Source organism: Trichococcus sp. K1Tr (assembly GCF_028309625.1).
In the GTDB taxonomy this organism is placed as follows: Bacteria; Bacillota; Bacilli; order Lactobacillales; family Aerococcaceae; genus Trichococcus.
Window position 1 is genome coordinate 83481 of the sequence record NZ_JAQMHR010000001.1, and the last position, 17456, is coordinate 100936.

Consider the following 17456-nt stretch of genomic DNA (forward strand, 5'->3'; position numbering starts at 1 on the left):
TGGACAGGGCTTCATTTGCTTTGTTTGATTTTATTATACCGTTACGGTTATGTATTGACCATTTAAAGGCTGGATTCATTGCCGAGAAAAAAAGATGACCGTTCATGGTTGACTTGGAGTGAACTCCAAGTGTTACCATGATCGTATCAAACAGAAATATGAGGTGGATATGATGACAAAAATAGTGATTATCGGCGCAACCGGTTCAGTCGGTCGCGTAGCAAGACAACTTTTCCTTGAAAAAACAAATGATGAACTGACCCTTTTTTCGCGACGGCCGGATAGACTCAAGCCAATTGATTCAACGAGAGAGGTTGCCGTTTCGGGCGATGTGATGAACGCATCCGACCTTGACAAGGTCATTTTAGGCCAGGATGTTTTCTTTGCCTCTTTGACAGGGAATCTAGGGAAAATGGCCAAGGCGATTGTGGGATCGATGAAACGCGCTGAAGTCAACCGTTTGATTTTTATCATTTTCCGCCAGAAGACTCCCACCTCAAGAAATGGAAAGGGCATTGCCAATGAGTAGGGGGGAGATGAATGGCGATAGGCGGTAGCCTACATTTTCTTTCTAAGGTATTCTTTGCCTGCTGCACACCTCCCCATTTGATAAAGAACGTTTGTTCGTGTATCATATACTGTAGATGGAGGTGAGAAACAATGCTCGTCAACAAAGCATACAAATTCCGTATCTATCCCACCAAAGAGCAACAAATACTGATTGCGAAGACCATCGGCTGCTCCCGTTTTGTGTTCAACCATTTCCTGTCCGAATGGAACAAAGTCTACAAAAATACGGGAAAGGGACTGAGCTACGGCACTTGTTCCGCCGGGCTGCCTGCGTTGAAAAAGGATCCGGCAACCGCCTGGTTGAAGGAGGTGGATAGCATCGCCCTGCAATCAGCCGTGCGGAACCTGAGCGATGCCTATGACCGGTTCTTCAAGAAACAGAACGATGTCCCGCGGTTCAAAAGTAAACGGAACCCGGTCCAGTCCTATACGACCAGACAGACCAACGGGAACATCGCCGTTTTGGGGAACAGGTTGAAGCTGCCTAAGTTGGGACTGGTCAGGTTCGCGAAGTCCAAAGAAGTGGACGGCAGAATCTTGAGCGCCACTGTTCGGCGGAATCCTTCGGGCAATTACTACGTTTCCCTTTTGGTTGAGACTGAGGTTCAGCTATTGCCGAAAACGGGATCCGTTTGTGGGATCGATGTCGGCTTGAAGGATTTTGCCGTCGTTTCCGACGAAACTGTCTATGGAAACCCAAAGGTTTTCCGAAAACTGGAGCGGAAACTGACCAAAGAACAGAAAATCCTTTCCCGGCGTATGGAACAGGCCACAAAGGACGGACGCAAGCTTTCCGAATCGAAAAACTATCAGAAGCAGCGTGTCAAAGTCGCCAGAATCCATGAACGAATCAGTAATGCCAGAACCGATTACCTGCAAAAGATTTCTACCGAAATCGTCAAAAACCACGACGTCATCGGTATCGAAGATCTGCAGGTGTCCGGCATGCTGAAGAACAAAAAGCTTTCCAAAGGAATAGCGGAAGCATCCTGGGCGCAGTTCCGGACAATGCTGGAATACAAAGCGAAATGGTACGGCAAGCAAGTCGTCGCCGTCGCCCGGAACTTTCCTTCTAGCCAACTCTGTTCGTGCTGCGGCTACAAAAACAAAGACGTGAAGAATCTCGTTGTCCGGGAATGGGATTGCCCCCAATGCAGTGCCCACCATGACCGGGATTTGAACGCAAGCATCAATCTCAAAAATGAAGCCCTGAGGCTTCTAACCGCAGGAAGCTGCGGGGATAGCCTACTAAGATAACCGGGGGATACTCCGGTGTTCGTAGGAATCTCCCACCTCTAAGCGATAGCGTAGGTGGGGGTAGTTCAAGTCCGTGAAAGTGTCGGCATCAATCGCCCGGAATGATCCGACTTTAAACCAAAAGCTTTACCCACGCAAATAGGGTTACTAACCAAAAAAAGCAGTCCGAACGCCCCGCTGATGCGGGTGTCCGGACTGCTTTTTATTTACAAAAATTATTTTTCTTTGGTTTCGCTGGCGTCAAGCTCTTTTTTGATTCTTGGCGGGCGCGTTCCCCAATATTGGAAGAAGTCGGTACGCAATCTTCCGTTGTAGAGTTTGCGTTTTTTCGTGGCTCTTTCGCCGTAGAATTCTTCGAAAAGCAATTCGCTCGTCAGGATGTATTTGCTCCATGTCTTCAATGGACGAAAAACTTGGCCCATCTCTTTGTAGAGTATCTCGATCTCTTCCTGATCGGAAAGACGCTCACCGTATGGCGGGTTGCAGACGATCGTGCCGTATTCCTTGGTAGTCGTGAAGTCGGCCAAAGCCAATTGTTTGAAAGTGACATAATCCGCAACGCCTGCTTTTTCGGCATTGCTCTTCGCGATGGCGATGACGTGCGGATCGATGTCCGAACCTCCGATATCCAGCTTCACATCGAAGTTGGCGGCAGCTTTTGCTTCATTGCGGATGCGATCCCATAAACCTTCTTCAAAAATGTTCCATTCTTCGGAAGGGAATGAGCGCTTCAAGCCTGGAGCGATGTTCAGCCCGATCAAGGCCGCTTCGATCGGAATCGTGCCGGAACCGCAAGTCGGGTCATAGAAGGGACGGTCAGGGAACCAATTGGTCAACATCACCAAAGCGGCTGCCATATTTTCCTTCAATGGTGCGCCGCCTTTTTCGGAACGGTAACCGCGTTTGAAAAGGCTGGAACCGCTCGTGTCGATCGTCAGGATCACTTCATCCTTGTTGATGGCCACTTCGATCGGATAGAGTGCGCCGGATTCAGGCAAACGGGTACGGCGGTGGTAGTATTCGCTCAGGCGGTTGACGATGGCCTTTTTGACGATCGCTTGGCAATCTGGCACACTGTACAAAGTCGATTTTTGCGATTTCCCGGAAACAGGGAATTCCGCATCCATCGGTAGGATTTGTTCCCATGGCAAAGCTTTCGTTTGTTCGAAAAGATCATCGAAAGTTTTTGCTTCGAATTTGCCGAATACGATTTTGATGCGGTCAGCGGTGCGCAGCCACAGGTTGGTGGTGATGATATCCGCTTCCGTACCGGAGAAGTAGGCTTTGCCGTTCTCGACCTGGACGTTGTAGCCCATTTTTTTCAGCTCATTGCCGGTGATGGCTTCGATGCCGCTTGCGGCCGTAGCCATTAATTGATATGTTTTCATGTATTGCTCCTTATTGTTTTGCCTTAGAAATTGCCGGATTATGCACGAAAAATGGGACAAAAATTAGCTTGTCCCATCCTCGATCGTATTCTTTTTGAAGAAAAAAAGCCTGATTTGTAAATTTCTGTAAGCCATGTTCTGTCGCGCCACCGGAGCCAGGCCTCTGATGGCGGAGGTAATTATCTATCTGCATTTCTGCCTCTTTCCCTCGTTCATTTCCTTGGAAAGAGTGCCCCTACCAAAGTTTGGGTTGCTCGCTCGAGGGGTTTACCGCGTTCCACCAGAAAGGTTTCCCCGTCTGCTTCGTCACTGTGGCACTTTCAAGAATACTCAGGCATAGGCAGAGCCCTTAGCCTTTTTTTCTGCCGTCAATCTATCGATTGCCTTAGCTTATGGTTTCGCTAAGCACGAACACTACAAGCATCTCAGCTTGTGCGAGCATGGACTTTCCTCAGCCTCCATGAAGGAGACCGCAATTACCCGAAATTTACAAATGTTTTTTTGATGCTAGTTTGCTTCTTCGTTGGTTTCATCCAGTTTTGAACCGAATACATGTTTCTCCAAGTTGGAAAGGCGTTTCAGAATATCAAAATTCGTTACACCGCTGCCGACTGATGATGCGTTCGATTGGGTCGGCTTAGCTAAAACTGCTTGCTTCGTCAACTCATCCACACGGCTCATCAGACGTTCATTTTCGCTTTGAAGATAAGAAAGATCTTTTTGATAAGATTCATAATCTCTTATGATCATATCCAGATATTCATCGACTTCTGCAACATTATAGCCTCTCATAGCGCTTTTGAATTCTTTTTGCAGAATATCTTTAGTTGTTAGATTTTTATCTGCCATATTTGCACACCTCGTTAGTTGTCCTTGTTACCTAAACAGTATAGCATAAAATCGCAATATTAATAAGCAAATATTCTAATCAACATCATATCAGGCTTTTCGCATAAACTCAACCTAATTTTTTATTGTCCCCGCCGATGTTCAGGAAAGACCTAAGTGATCGGAAAGCCTAATAGGGCATGGCTCCTTGGAAATTGATGATGATGTAGTGCTTATTTCCGGAGTTGGTTGTCGTGATGGATAAATTTTCATTAAGAACAGGCTGCTTGCCGAATATTTCCAACAGAAAACTCTTGAAGACTTTATCCGTTTTGGATTGCAGGACCTCTTTGAAGAGTTCGCTTTTTGTGGCGGGATCGATGCCATCCTCGAAAATGATTTTTTCATCCGCTGTAAGGTAATCATCTTCCATCACTATTTCAGCCCTTCGACCGAATGGAATCTGGACTTTCAAACTTTCTTTGTATTCTGTTTTCTGGTAATCACGGGCGATGCGCGTCACTAAGTAATCGATGGATTGTCTGATCTCTGATTGTTCTGTCATGAAATATCCCTCCAACTTTTTTCCTGACCTAAATATATCACAAACCGACCCTTTTATAAATCGTTCCTTGCACGGCGCGTGCCGTTTTTAGGTAAATGACCAGCTGATGCATAGCCCGGAATATATCTTTTTCCCGTTTTTTGCTACAATGGATTGAGAGCTTCATCCTGCGGCCGTACACAGCCATTAAGGTACTGCCGAAACGAAGATACGAGGAGGAAGAAAATGGACAAAAGTATGATCGACAAAATCCACGAAGAATTGGAAGAGCAACACTTGCCTTGCGAATGGCGATTGGAGTGGCATAAACCCTTCCATACAGTCGAAATTGTGTTATTATTAGAAGTCAGTTATCCTCCAGACAACAGTATTTCTGATATATTCGGCCATTCGAATCATGAAGATCGGTTCGTTTTTGAAGATTCCGTTTTATTCTATGATCGTGCATCCTCAAAAATCAAAACGGAGGAGTATTTGACCGGCATCCCATTCGATCGGAAAAAAGGGATCCAAGGCGGATTGGCCGAAGCAGTGGTCAAGAACATACGCCTGACGGTCGGCGAAGCTAACAGCAAACTCAGGGATTTTCTGAATAATGAAGGAGACTCCAGCTTCGAATTGCATTGGAATGAGCTGAATTTTATGCAGACAATCGAAACACTGAAGGAATTAGGAAGATATGATGAAACGTATTATCGTTATCCTTGATGATAGGAAAGGTGATTGCAAATGGAATGGAATGAAGTAAAAGTTGTGACTGCTACCGAAGCGGTTGAGGCTGTATCGAATATATTGATGGAAGCAGGTGCGAAAGGCGTCGCGATAGATGACGAATTGGACTTCGTCAATCTGAAGGATGACGGTTTCGGCCAGATAAAAGAGGAGCGTGCGTTGCCTGAAGAAGGGCATGCCGTCTACATCATGGCTTATTATCCGAACAATGCGGGGTTCCAGGACACTGTGTTGTTCATCAAAGAACAGCTGGCGGAGCTGGAAAAAATTGATCTGAAAATAGGGAAGAATGAGCTGCAGATCAACCAAGTGAAAGAAGAGGATTGGGAGAACTCCTGGAAGGAATATTTCCATCCGATCCGCTTGACGCGTTTTCTTACGATCGTACCTTATTGGGAAGAATACACGCCGGAAGATGAAAAAGAAATGCTTATTCTATTGGATCCGGGGATGGCCTTCGGTACCGGCACGCATCCAACGACGCGTCTGTCGATCGAAGCGCTTGAAGCAGTGATGCGGGGGGGCGAAAAAGTGATCGATGTCGGAACCGGGTCGGGCGTTTTGAGCATCGCAGCCAAGGCAATGGGCGCGGACACTGTCTATGCCTACGATATCGATGAAATCGCCACACGTGTTTCCAAAGAGAACATCGCTTATAATGCCTATGCTTCGGACGTCATCGTGAAAGAGAACAACCTTTTGGTAGGGATCGCCGATCAGCAAGCGGACATCATTGTTGCGAATATCCTGGCGGAAATCCTGCTGCTGTTGCTTCCCGATGCCTACAAGAACCTCAAGGATGATGGCTATTTCATCCTTTCGGGCATCATCGATTCGAAGAAAGAGGAACTGATCGCAGCTTTGATCAGCAATGGCTTTGAGATCGAGCAAGAAAAGCAAATGAAAGATTGGGTTTGCCTGATCTGCACAAAAAACGTGGAGGATTGAACCATGCAACGATACATCATTCCGCCTCTAGCAAAAGATTATCAAACGCAGCCGATCATTTTGTCGGATGATTTCCATCACCATATGGTGCATGTGATGCGCATGAAGCAGGGAGAGCAGGTATATTTGGCCGACAACTCCGGCATTTCATTCGTTGCGGAAATCACCGATATATCCGCAAGTACGGTCGGATTAAAGTGGGTGGCCGATGAAGACCGCTCCACGGAATTGCCGGTCAAGATTACGATCGCCTGCGGATTGCCGAAGGGCGACAAGCTGGAATACATCGTACAGAAGGGCACTGAGTTGGGCGCGGCAGCCTTCATCCCTTTCGCAGCCAAAAATGCGGTTGTGAAGTGGACGCCGGACAAAAGCGCAAAAAAACAGCAGCGCCTGCAGAAAATTGCAAAAGAGGCAGCGGAGCAATCGCACCGCCAAAAAGAGCCTTTTGTGCATCCTGTCCACAACCTCAAAGAGTTGCTGGCGGAAGCGGCAAAATACAGCAAAGTGTTGATTGCCTATGAAGAGGATGCAAAGGCCGGTGAAGGCAGCATCTTGGTGAACACGCTGGAAAATCTTGAACCGGGCGATTCGTTGTTGTTTGTGTTCGGGCCCGAAGGCGGATTGGCGCCGGAAGAACTGGCGGCATTCAGACAAGCCGGCCATCAGAGCTGTGCTTTGGGGCCGAGGATTTTGCGGGCTGAAACAGCCCCTTTGTATGCGTTGGCGGCAGTATCCTATGAAATTGAATTAAGAAAAGGAGCGGATAAGAATGGTTGAAAAATTAAACAAATATATCGATCACACTTTACTAAGACAAGATGCAATAGAGGAGGAAATCAAAGCCCTTTGCGAAGAAGCGAGGGAATATGACTTCAAATCCGTTTGTGTACAACCCTTCTGGGTCAAAAAGGTTGAAGCTTTCTTGACCGGTTCGGATGTGCTTGTCTGTACCGTCGTCGGTTTTCCGCATGGCGCCAATACGGCAGAAGTGAAGACTTTCGAAGCGAAACAGGCGGTGCAGAACGGTGCCGATGAAGTCGATATGGTCATCAATATCGGAGCTTTGAAGGATGGCAATTACCAAACAGTCGAACATGAAATCGCAGCTTTAGTCGAAGCCGTCAAAGGCAAGGCGATCCTTAAGGTCATCATCGAGACGTGCCTGTTGACTGATGATGAAAAAGTCATCGCTTGCCAGTTGGCTCAAAAGGCAGGCGCCGACTTTGTCAAGACATCCACCGGTTTTTCAACAGGTGGCGCAACATTGGAGGATATCGCACTGATGCGCAAGACAGTCGGCCCTGTGATGGACGTTAAAGCAAGCGGCGGAGTGCGCACGTATGAAGATGCTTTGGCTTTCATCGCAGCCGGCGCAACGCGCTTGGGCACTTCCAGCGGCAAGAAAATCGTCGAAGGTTGGCTTGCGGCAAAGTAAATGTTAGGGATGCTCCGATTGCATCCGAATAATCGAATGACCAAGAAAACCTTGAGGGCCTTCTTTTTTAGGAAGCTGTCCTTCAAGGTTTTTTTATGGTTTGAGGTTGAAAAGAGAGAACAAATGTTGATGGCGCATCGTTCCGATTTAAAGTATAATAAAGGGAAACATATTTTCTTTTTTGTTTGCAAAATATGATATATTCAGCAGCTTTTCCGTTTGCGGACGGAATTGCAGTAAGTAAATACATAATCTTAAGAGTCAGGAGTGACAACATGCCGAAAATCAAAACCTATTCACCTGAAGAGGTTGTGCAACTATGCGCGGAATATATGAATGAAACCCATGTGGCATTTGTCCAAAAAGCGTGTGATTTTGCCAGGGAAGCTCATAGCGGACAGATGCGGAAGTCCGGCGAGGAGTACTTCGTTCATCCGACCCAAGTCGCAGCGATATTGGCAGATTTGAAATTAGATCCAGAAACGATTGCAACGGGATTTTTGCATGATGTTGTGGAAGATACAGAATATACCTTAGAGGATATCGAACGGGAATTCTCCAAAACCGTAGCCATCCTGGTCGATGGCGTCACGAAATTGGGGAAGATCGAATACAAGTCGCATGAAGAGCAACAGGCCGAAAACCATCGCAAGATGTTGATGGCCATGGCGAAGGACCTGCGGATCATCATGGTGAAGCTGGCGGATAGATTGCACAACATGCGCACGCTGAAATACCATAAGCCGGAGAAACAACGGACCATTTCCAATGAGACGCTGGAAATATACGCCCCCTTAGCCCACCGCTTAGGGATGAACCGGATCAAATGGGAATTGGAGGATACGTCGCTCAGGTATCTGAATCCGCAACAATATTACCGGATCGTTCATCTGATGAACAGCAAACGCGATGAACGGGAACTGTACATCAAGGATACGATCAACAAAATCAAAGATTCGATCGATGAATTGGAAATTGAAGCCGACATCTACGGCAGACCGAAGCACATCAACTCCATCTACCGAAAAATGAAGGACCATAAGAAACAGTTCACGGAAATCTATGATTTGTTGGCTATCCGTGTCATCGTCCATTCCATCAAAGACTGTTATGCCGTTTTGGGGGCCATCCACACTAAATGGAAACCAATGCCGGGCCGATTCAAAGACTATATCGCCATGCCCAAAGCGAATATGTATCAGTCGCTGCACACGACCGTCATCGGGACGCAGGGAACGCCTGTCGAAATCCAGATCCGGACAATCGAAATGCACCAAGTCGCGGAATATGGGGTTGCGGCTCACTGGGCATACAAAGAGGGCATCACCAAAAAAATCGATCCGGATAAAATGCCCCATCAGATCGATTGGTTCCGCGATTTGATCGACTTGCAGGATGATTCCAAAAATGCCAGCGAGTTCGTCGAAAGCGTCAAGGAGGATATCTTCAAGGATAAGGTTTATGTTTTCACTCCGAAAGGCGATGTCGTTGAATTGCCATCAGGTGCCGGCCCTTTGGATTTCGCCTATAACATCCATACCGAAATCGGACACAAAACCATCGGGGCGAAAGTCAACGGTAAGATTGTCCCTTTGAATTACAAGCTGCAGAATGGCGACATCATCGAAGTGATGACATCCCCGAACTCATTCGGTCCGAGCAGGGACTGGGTCAACTTGGTTTCCACCAGCAAGGCAAAAAATAAAATCAAACGCTACTTCAAGCTGCAGGACCGCGATGAACATGTGATCAAAGGCCGGGATATGCTGGAAAAACAATTGACGGAAATGGAATTCTCGCCGAAGGAATTCCTGACGAAACTAGCGATCAAAGATTTGTTGAATCGCTTCAATGTGAATTCAGAAGATGACCTCTATGCCGCCATCGGCTTCGGCGAACTGTCTGCGTTCATCGTATCGAACCGTTTGACCGAAAAAGCCCGCCGTGAGCGGGACAAGCACAAAGCGGAACAGCAGCTGGACACGATTGAGCAAAAAACGAAAAAAGATAATCCTAAAATGAAAATCCGCCATGAAGGCGGCGTAGTCATTCAAGGAGTGGACAATCTGCTGATACGCATCAGCCATTGCTGCAATCCGGTCCCGGGTGATGAAATTGTCGGCTACATCACAAAAGGGCGCGGCATATCGGTCCACCGGAAAGATTGCCCGAATGTTCAGGTATCCGGTGAGCACGGCGACCGGCTGATCGATGTCGAATGGGAAGATACCGGCACCTCCAATATCGATTACGAAACCGAATTGACGGTCGAGGGCTACAACCGCTCCGGTCTGCTGAACGAAATTTTGCATGTGGTCAATACGATGACCAAGAATCTCAGCAGCGTAAACGGGAAAGTCGACAGCAATAAAATTGCGGTCATTACGTTGAAGATCGGGATACAAAACTTGAGCCAACTGGACAAAATCGTCGATAAAATCAAAAATATCCCGGACGTCTACACTGTCAGAAGGGTCACATCCTAATCAAAATGAATCGAGGGCAGATATGCGAGTTGTTGTGCAGAAAGTGACGGAAGCATCCGTCTCGGTTGATGATGAAATCATCGGGGAAATAGGTGAGGGCTTTATGCTTTTGGTCGGTATCGGCAAGGATGACACACAAGACGATGTGCTCTACCTCGTCCGTAAAGTTTCGAATCTCCGGGTTTTCGAAGACGAAGAGGGCAAAATGAACCGCTCCTTGAAGGATGTGGATGGAGCCATCCTCTCCATATCCCAATTCACTTTGTTCGCTGACACCAAAAAAGGGAATCGCCCAAGCTTCACCAATGCGGCCCCTCCGGAAACCGGGGAGGCACTTTACCAAGCGTTCAACGAGCTGTTAAGAGCGGAAGGTTTTCCTGTGGCATCGGGTAAGTTCGGTGCACACATGTCTGTCCGTTTGAACAACGATGGACCCGTAACCATCCTCATCGATTCCAAAAACAAATAACAGAGCCGGCAGCTTGAACCATTCGAGGTTCAAGCTGCCGACTCTGTTTTTTATTCAGTGTTTTTATTTATTGGAAATATTCGGTCAATGCTTGGTAGACGCTTTCCGCCACCAAGGAGCGATAATAATCGGAATTGAAGGTCTTGACGTCGGAGTCATTGTTCATATAGCCGAGCTCCAACAACAAGGAGGGTTGCTCATTTTCGCGTGTGACCAAGAAATCGCCGAATTTGGAACCATTGTCCTGCAACGGTAAAGTATCGGCCAGGTGATCATCGACCAGATTTGCCAACGGAATATCCGCATCAGCATAATAATACGTCGTGAAACCCGTCGCGGAAGTACCGCTTGCGGTGGAATCATAATGCAGACTGATGAACAGATCGGCGTTGTTGACATTGCTCATTTCTGCCCGATCTTCCAAGGTTACGTAGACATCAGAGGTGCGCGTCAATATGACGTTGGCTCCGGCACTGCGTAATTTTTCAGCCACCGCTTCAGCGGTTTTGAGTGTGACTTCCTTCTCGTAAATATAAGTCCCTTCCGCTCCCGGGTCTTCTCCTCCGTGGCCCGGATCGATTACGATGGTCGCTTCGGCTAACGTGGTGGTGGATGACGCAGTGACGGGAGTATTGAGCGACTCGGATGTTTCCACCAACCAGGAGGCGACGTAGCCTTCCTTATTTCCCTCATAAAGGATCTTATAGAAATCACCGGATTGGCTGATCAGTTCGTACTCTTCGCCTTTTTCAGCAATGAACAGGATATCACTGCCTGTCGAAGCCCCACTGCGGACATTTACGCCATCCATCGTGATGATGACTTTCGGATTGGCATCGTCTGCAACCACTGCTGTGGTATCGACTGTTTCCGGCGCCAATTGGATGCTGCCTGGTGAAATTTCGATCAGCTCCGACAAAATCCAAGCGACTTTATTGTTGTACTGGATTTGGCTCCAGCCGTTCTCTTCATACAACAGAGCAAATTTTTCACCTTCACTGGCTGTTCCAACGACTTCAGCTGTTTCATTGTTCTCTTGCCGAACGTTGGCGGAGGGCACCAGTACTGTAGCCAACAATTCGGATGTTGCCGCGATTTCGGTGTTGTTGATCAGCCAACTGGCTACCCAACCGATTCTTCCGTCCGAAAGCCGGACTTTATACCATTCATTCTTGTCAGCCAAAACATTGACTGAGGAACCGCCTTGTATTTGCGTCATAATGTCGTAGGATAACCCTGGACCGGACCGGACATTTACGATGCTGGCGGAGATGCTGACCGTAGTATAGTTGGCTAATGCTACCGTACCGAAGGAGCCCAATCCGACAAATAGCAGAACAAGCGCCAAGAAGAATAGATGTCTATTTTTTGCGATAGTCTTCACTGATTGTCTCCTTTCTGGTTTGGGATGCATAAAATTTACAAAAATTGTTCAATTCTTCTATCATTATAGCAAAGATACGGCATCCAATGCAAAGCCTTTTCAGAAATTATGGATCTGTTCCCTATATGGACAAAGCTGAACCGCGACGCAGCCATCCGACACAGAATATGCGATTGACTATGCTGGCCCGGAAAGTGAAAATATGATGAAAACAGTATTGACAATTCGGTGCTTATCTTGTATCGTTAAGGAAATTATAAATGTCCAGTGAAGATCGAAGTAGAATAGATTGGTTTGATTCAGAGAGGATTGCCACGGCTGAGAGCACTCCCAAACGTTTATTCGAAAGACAGGTTGGAGGATTAATAGTGAAAAGCTATTACGCCACGAACGTTACTCGTTAAAGGAAAGCTATGCTTTCGAATAAAGGTGGCACCACGTCTGACTAATCGTCCTTTTCCATGATGGAAAGAGGGCTATTTTTTTGCTTTTTTTCAGACAGAAAACAGTATGAAGCGAAAGGAATGGTTATAAAAAATGATACAAAAACCAAAAGGGACTGCCGACATATTTTTGCAGGAAGCAGAAATTTGGCAATACGTGGAAGAAACAGCCCGGATCTTACTGCATGACTATCAATTTTCAGAAATCCGCACCCCGATGTTCGAAAGTTATGAACTGTTCTCCAGAGGGGTCGGCGACACGAGTGACATCGTATCGAAGGAAATGTACGACTTCTATGACAAGGGCGAACGACACATCGCATTGAAGCCTGAAGGAACGGCTCCAGTGGTCCGGGCTTACGTCGAAAACAAGCTGTTCGGTCCTGAACATCCGAAACCGCTGAAAGTCTATTACATCAGCCCGATGTTCCGCTACGAAAGACCACAGGGCGGACGGATGCGTCAATTCCACCAACTGGGTGTCGAAGTTTTCGGAAGCGTGAATCCGGCGACCGATGTCGAAACGATGGCATTGGCATGGGATATCCTGAAGGAATTGGAATTGAGCGATCTGAAATTGGTCATCAATTCGTTGGGCAAAACCGAAGATCGGATCAGATACCGTGAAGCGCTGATCGCCTACTTGGAGCCTTTCCATGATGAATTGAGCAAAGATTCCCAGACCCGTCTCCATAAGAATCCGTTGCGCGTGTTGGACAGCAAAGACAAGCGCGACAAGGAAATCGTTGCCCAGGCACCGAGCATCTTGGAGTTCCTCTCGGATGATTCAAAGAAACATTTTGAATCGGTTCAGGAAATGCTTCAGGCATTGGAAATCCCGTTCACTATCAACAGTAATATGGTCCGCGGACTCGACTATTATCAGGATACCATCTTTGAAATCATGACCTCATCCGCAGTCTTCGGGGCGGAAACGACCATCTGCGGCGGAGGCCGCTATGACGGCTTGGTCCAGGAAATCGGTGGGCCGGAAGTGCCTGGTTTCGGCTTCGGAATGGGCTTGGAAAGACTGATCCTTTTGATGAAGGATCAGCAAGTCGATGTACCGAAACTATCCGAGTTGGATGTCTATGTTGTCGGTTTGGGAGAAGCTACGAACATCGAAACCTTGAAATTGGTCCAGAATGCGCGCCAAGCAGGGTATTCGGCTGATCGGGACTTCCATGACCGCAAAGCCAAAGCGCAATTCAAAACCGCCACGAAAAATGGGGCGAAAGTAGTGCTGACCATCGGTGAAGATGAGTTGAACAACAAGCAAGTGCAATTCAAAGTGATGTCGACCGGCAAGGAGCAGAAAGTGGCGTTGACTGAGATTTACGCGGATTTTGATAAAGTGTACAAAACACAGACAGCCGATATGACGGCTTTCAATGAATTTTTCGGAAAAGAAGACTAGAACATACAGAAAAGGGTAGTGAAAATGGATAGAAGAACAGAGTATTGCGGATTATTGACGGAAGCATCCGTTGGACAGACTGTCGTCGCCAATGGTTGGGTTAACAAAAGAAGAGACTTAGGCGGATTGATCTTTATCCATCTGCGTGACCGTGAAGGCATCGTCCAAGTCGTTTTCAACACAGAATTCAATGAAGAAGCTTTCCGTATTGCGGAAACGATCCGTGGGGAATATGTCCTGCAGGTCAAAGGTAAAGTAGTCCTTCGTGAAGCAAATCAGATCAATCCGAACATCGGCACAGGTACGATCGAAATCGAAGCGGAATCCGTGGAAATTTTGGCGAAAGCGAAAACGCCGCCGTTCTATATCGAAGGCGATCTGAACGTGTCCGATGAATTGCGCATGAAATACCGCTACATCGATTTAAGAAGAGACAAAATGATGAACAACATGAAAATTCGCCACCAAACGACGCGCACTGTCCGCAACTATTTGGATGACTTGAATTTCATGGACATCGAAACGCCTTATTTGACGAAATCGACTCCGGAAGGTGCGCGTGACTATATCGTTCCGTCCCGTGTCCATCAAGGCGAATTTTACGCGTTGCCGCAATCACCGCAACTGTTCAAACAGATGCTGATGGGCGCAGGCTTTGACCGCTATTATCAGATCGTGCGTTGCTTCCGCGATGAAGATCTGCGCGGTGACAGACAGCCGGAATTCACCCAAATCGATATCGAAACCAGTTTCCTGTCTGCTGCTGAGATCCAGGAAATCACCGAAACTATGCTTCAGAAAGTCATGAAGGACGTTTTGGGTAAAGACATTCCGGCTCCATTCCCCCGCATCTCCTACGATGAAGCGATGAACCGTTACGGCAGCGATAAGCCGGATACCCGTTTCGCATTGGAATTGATTGATATGAATGAATTTGCGAAAACTTCTTCATTCAACGTATTCAAAGCGACCAGCGAAAGCGGCGGCCAAGTCCGTGGCTTGAACGTCAAAGGCAAAGCCGATGCCTATTCGCGTAAAGACATGGATAACCTGATCGAGTACGCCAAACAATACGGCGCAAAAGGCATGGCTTGGATGAAAGTCGAAGAGGACGGACTGAAGGGCGCCGTGGCAAAATTCTTCACCGAAGACAGCGAAGAATTGATCAGACTGATGGATGCGGAGCCTGGCGACTTGCTGGTGTTCGTTGCTGACAAAAAAGAGATCGTCTATCAAGCATTAGGAGAGCTGCGCCTGAAGTTCGGCCGCGATCTTGATCTGATCGACAAATCCCAATTTGCTTTCGTTTGGGTTGTGAATTGGCCATTGCTTGAGTACGATGCGGACGCAAAACGCTACACTGCAATGCACCATCCGTTCACTCGTCCTAACGATGAAGATCTTGTCAAATTAGCCGATAATCCGGAAGAAGTCTATGCGCAAGCCTACGATATCGTCTTGAACGGTTATGAAATCGGCGGCGGATCTCTGCGTATCTACACAAGGGAAGTACAGGAGCAGATGTTTGCGGCACTTGGCTTCAGCAAAGAAGATGCCGAAGAGGAGTTCGGTTTCTTGTTGGATGCCTTCGATTACGGTTTCCCACCGCATGGCGGCATCGCTTTAGGACTGGATCGTTTGGTCATGTTGTTGGCTGGCGAATCAAACATCCGCGAAGTGATCGCGTTCCCTAAAAACGGGAAAGCTTTCGACCCGATGACGAACGCTCCAAGCGAAGTGAGCGCAGCTCAGTTGAAAGAATTGAGCCTGAAAATCGCTTCATTGGACTAACATCGGACTAACAATTGCACTAAAAAGAGCATCTGATGGTAAGGAAAACAGGCCTTATGATACAATAATCGTATCATAAGGCTTGTTTTTTTCGTCTCTTGTTTTGGAGAAGACGGAATTGCTTTTTAGGATAATACACAATAAAAGGGTGAAGATATGTTAAAGATAGGTTCACATGTTTCTATGGGCGGTAAAAAAATGCTGTTGGGTTCAGCAGAGGAAGCAGCATCGTACGGTTCTTCGGTATTTATGATCTACACAGGCGCTCCGCAGAATACCCGGAGAAAAAGCGTCGATGAGATGAATATTCCGGAAGGCATGGACTATATGGCCAAGCACGGTCTGGTCGAGCTGGTCGTTCATGCACCCTACATCATCAATTTGGCCAACACCACAAAACCGGATCATTTTGAGTTCGCCATCGGATTTTTGCGCGATGAAATCGTGCGGGCGCAAGCGCTGGGCGCAAAACAGATCACGCTGCATCCAGGTTCGCATGTCGGCGCAGGTTCTGAGATAGGCATCAAACAGATCGTCAAGGGCCTGAATGAAGTGCTGGAGCCCAGCCAGACTGCGCAGATTGCGTTGGAAACGATGGCTGGAAAAGGCACCGAGATCGGCCGGACGTTTGAAGAGTTGGCTGCCATCATGGATGGTGTAGTTTATAACGATAAGTTGTCCGTAACGTTGGATACGTGCCATACGAACGATGCGGGCTATAACGTCAAAGAGGACTTCGATGGTGTGTTGGAAGAATTCGACCGTATCATCGGCTTGGAACGTTTGAAAATGATCCATATCAACGATTCGAAAAACGAGAGAGGGGCCCACAAAGACAGACATGCGAATATCGGCTTCGGCACCATCGGCTTCGAAACTTTGAACAAAATTGTTCACCATCCGCAACTGCAAGATTTGCCGAAAATATTGGAGACGCCGTTCGTCGGCGAGGACAAAAAGAACAAGAAGGCGCCTTACAGATTCGAATTGGATATGCTGAAGTCGCAGACATTCAATCCGCGCTTGTTGGAAGATATTCTGAACCAGTAAGAAATACATCTTTGGATGGATGCGGTTTTGCCGAAATTCAGGGATAATTGTATGTAAGCAAATAATGAAAAATAAAGGAGATGGAAAGATGAAAGGTTGGTTGAAAGGCTTAATCGGAGTGTTTATTGCGGTGCTGCTGTTGGGAGTGCCATTGATCAGCTCCTATAATGGTTTGGTGACGGAGGAAAGCAACGTCGATGTGCAATGGGCGAATGTGGAAACCAAACTGCAAAGACGTTATGATCTGATCCCCAACTTGGTGGAATCGGTAAAAGGCGCCATGGAACAGGAACAGGAAGTATTCGGTGCAATCGCTGATGCCCGTGCCAGAATCGGCAGTGCCCAGACGACCGAAGAACAGGTTACAGCCAGCAACGAAATGGAATCCGCGCTTTCGCGCCTGTTGGTGATTGTCGAGAACTATCCGGAACTGAAATCGAACGAACAAGTGACGGCTCTGATGGATGAGTTGGCGGGTACCGAAAACAGGATTTCGGTCGAAAGGGATCGTTACAATGAAGCGGTCCAACAGTACAACAACAAAGTCAAACGCTTCCCTGGATCGCTCATGGCAGGGCTTTTCGGATTTGATGAAAAATCTTATTTTGAAGCGGTCAGCGGCGCTGAAACTGCTCCAAGTGTAGACTTGAATACAGACGATGAATAATTGAGGGGCTGATGATGCTTTGT

The 17456-nt window shown here is 47.3% G+C and carries 16 protein-coding genes and 1 other RNA gene; 12 read left to right on the plus strand and 5 right to left on the minus strand.

The window, feature by feature from the left end; all coding sequences use genetic code 11:
- Nucleotides 1-172 precede the first annotated feature (172 nt).
- Nucleotides 173-529, plus strand: a complete 357-nt coding sequence (locus tag PH235_RS00460; protein WP_272160489.1) for an NAD(P)H-binding protein — start codon at nt 173-175, stop codon at nt 527-529.
- A 131-nt stretch (nt 530-660) separates the two neighbouring features.
- Nucleotides 661-1827 (plus strand): IS200/IS605 family element RNA-guided endonuclease TnpB, encoded by a 1167-nt coding sequence (tnpB, locus tag PH235_RS00465; protein ID WP_272160490.1) that lies wholly within the window; start codon nt 661-663, stop codon nt 1825-1827.
- Nucleotides 1828-2042: 215 nt separating this feature from the next.
- Here the strand turns inward: tnpB and PH235_RS00470 are convergent, their stop codons facing one another.
- From PH235_RS00470 to PH235_RS00485, 4 genes are all read right to left on the minus strand, one after another.
- Nucleotides 2043-3215 carry a THUMP domain-containing class I SAM-dependent RNA methyltransferase gene (locus PH235_RS00470; RefSeq protein ID WP_272160491.1) on the minus strand — a complete coding sequence of 391 codons (1173 nt, stop codon included), beginning with the start codon at nt 3213-3215 and terminating at the stop codon, nt 2043-2045.
- A 122-nt stretch (nt 3216-3337) separates the two neighbouring features.
- Nucleotides 3338-3703, minus strand: an RNA gene (rnpB, locus tag PH235_RS00475) — RNase P RNA component class B.
- 19 nt (nt 3704-3722) lie between these two features.
- On the minus strand, nt 3723-4064 hold the full coding sequence (gene gpsB / locus PH235_RS00480; RefSeq protein ID WP_086627826.1) for a cell division regulator GpsB: 342 nt from the start codon (nt 4062-4064) through the stop codon (nt 3723-3725).
- Between the two features lie 169 nt (nt 4065-4233).
- The gene (locus PH235_RS00485) at nt 4234-4608 is read right to left on the minus strand and encodes a hypothetical protein (protein WP_272160492.1); all 375 of its coding nucleotides are present in this window, start codon (nt 4606-4608) and stop codon (nt 4234-4236) included.
- 225 nt (nt 4609-4833) lie between these two features.
- Here PH235_RS00485 and PH235_RS00490 point away from each other — a divergent pair, with 225 nt between their 5' ends.
- The 6 genes from PH235_RS00490 (at nt 4834) to dtd (ending at nt 10681) form a co-directional block, all read left to right on the plus strand.
- Nucleotides 4834-5316: a DUF3013 family protein gene (locus tag PH235_RS00490; protein ID WP_106449439.1), complete on the plus strand. Its 483-nt coding sequence runs from the start codon at nt 4834-4836 to the stop codon at nt 5314-5316.
- A gap of 21 nt (nt 5317-5337) precedes the next feature.
- Nucleotides 5338-6288: a 50S ribosomal protein L11 methyltransferase gene (gene prmA, locus PH235_RS00495; protein ID WP_272160495.1), complete on the plus strand. Its 951-nt coding sequence runs from the start codon at nt 5338-5340 to the stop codon at nt 6286-6288.
- A gap of 3 nt (nt 6289-6291) precedes the next feature.
- On the plus strand, nt 6292-7068 hold the full coding sequence (locus tag PH235_RS00500) for a 16S rRNA (uracil(1498)-N(3))-methyltransferase (protein ID WP_272160497.1): 777 nt from the start codon (nt 6292-6294) through the stop codon (nt 7066-7068).
- On the plus strand, nt 7061-7726 hold the full coding sequence (gene deoC, locus PH235_RS00505) for a deoxyribose-phosphate aldolase (protein ID WP_272160499.1): 666 nt from the start codon (nt 7061-7063) through the stop codon (nt 7724-7726). Before PH235_RS00500 ends, deoC begins: the two co-directional genes overlap by 8 nt.
- Before the next feature lie 275 nt (nt 7727-8001).
- On the plus strand, nt 8002-10212 hold the full coding sequence (locus PH235_RS00510) for a RelA/SpoT family protein (RefSeq protein ID WP_272160500.1): 2211 nt from the start codon (nt 8002-8004) through the stop codon (nt 10210-10212).
- A 22-nt stretch (nt 10213-10234) separates the two neighbouring features.
- On the plus strand, nt 10235-10681 hold the full coding sequence (gene dtd / locus PH235_RS00515; RefSeq protein ID WP_272160502.1) for a D-aminoacyl-tRNA deacylase: 447 nt from the start codon (nt 10235-10237) through the stop codon (nt 10679-10681).
- Between the two features lie 67 nt (nt 10682-10748).
- On the opposite strand, the gene PH235_RS00520 is transcribed toward dtd, so the two are convergent.
- The gene (locus PH235_RS00520; RefSeq protein WP_272160504.1) at nt 10749-12065 is read right to left on the minus strand and encodes an N-acetylmuramoyl-L-alanine amidase; all 1317 of its coding nucleotides are present in this window, start codon (nt 12063-12065) and stop codon (nt 10749-10751) included.
- 537 nt (nt 12066-12602) lie between these two features.
- On the opposite strand from PH235_RS00520, the gene hisS reads away from it, so the two are divergent.
- The 4 genes from hisS (at nt 12603) to PH235_RS00540 (ending at nt 17433) form a co-directional block, all read left to right on the plus strand.
- Nucleotides 12603-13925 (plus strand): histidine--tRNA ligase, encoded by a 1323-nt coding sequence (hisS, locus tag PH235_RS00525; protein ID WP_272160506.1) that lies wholly within the window; start codon nt 12603-12605, stop codon nt 13923-13925.
- A 24-nt stretch (nt 13926-13949) separates the two neighbouring features.
- The gene (gene aspS, locus PH235_RS00530; RefSeq protein ID WP_272160507.1) at nt 13950-15716 is read left to right on the plus strand and encodes an aspartate--tRNA ligase; all 1767 of its coding nucleotides are present in this window, start codon (nt 13950-13952) and stop codon (nt 15714-15716) included.
- A 156-nt stretch (nt 15717-15872) separates the two neighbouring features.
- Entirely contained in the window at nt 15873-16766 is an 894-nt protein-coding gene (locus tag PH235_RS00535) for a deoxyribonuclease IV (RefSeq protein ID WP_272160509.1), read from the plus strand.
- 88 nt (nt 16767-16854) lie between these two features.
- Nucleotides 16855-17433: a LemA family protein gene (locus PH235_RS00540; RefSeq protein WP_086627846.1), complete on the plus strand. Its 579-nt coding sequence runs from the start codon at nt 16855-16857 to the stop codon at nt 17431-17433.
- Nucleotides 17434-17456: the final 23 nt, after the last annotated feature.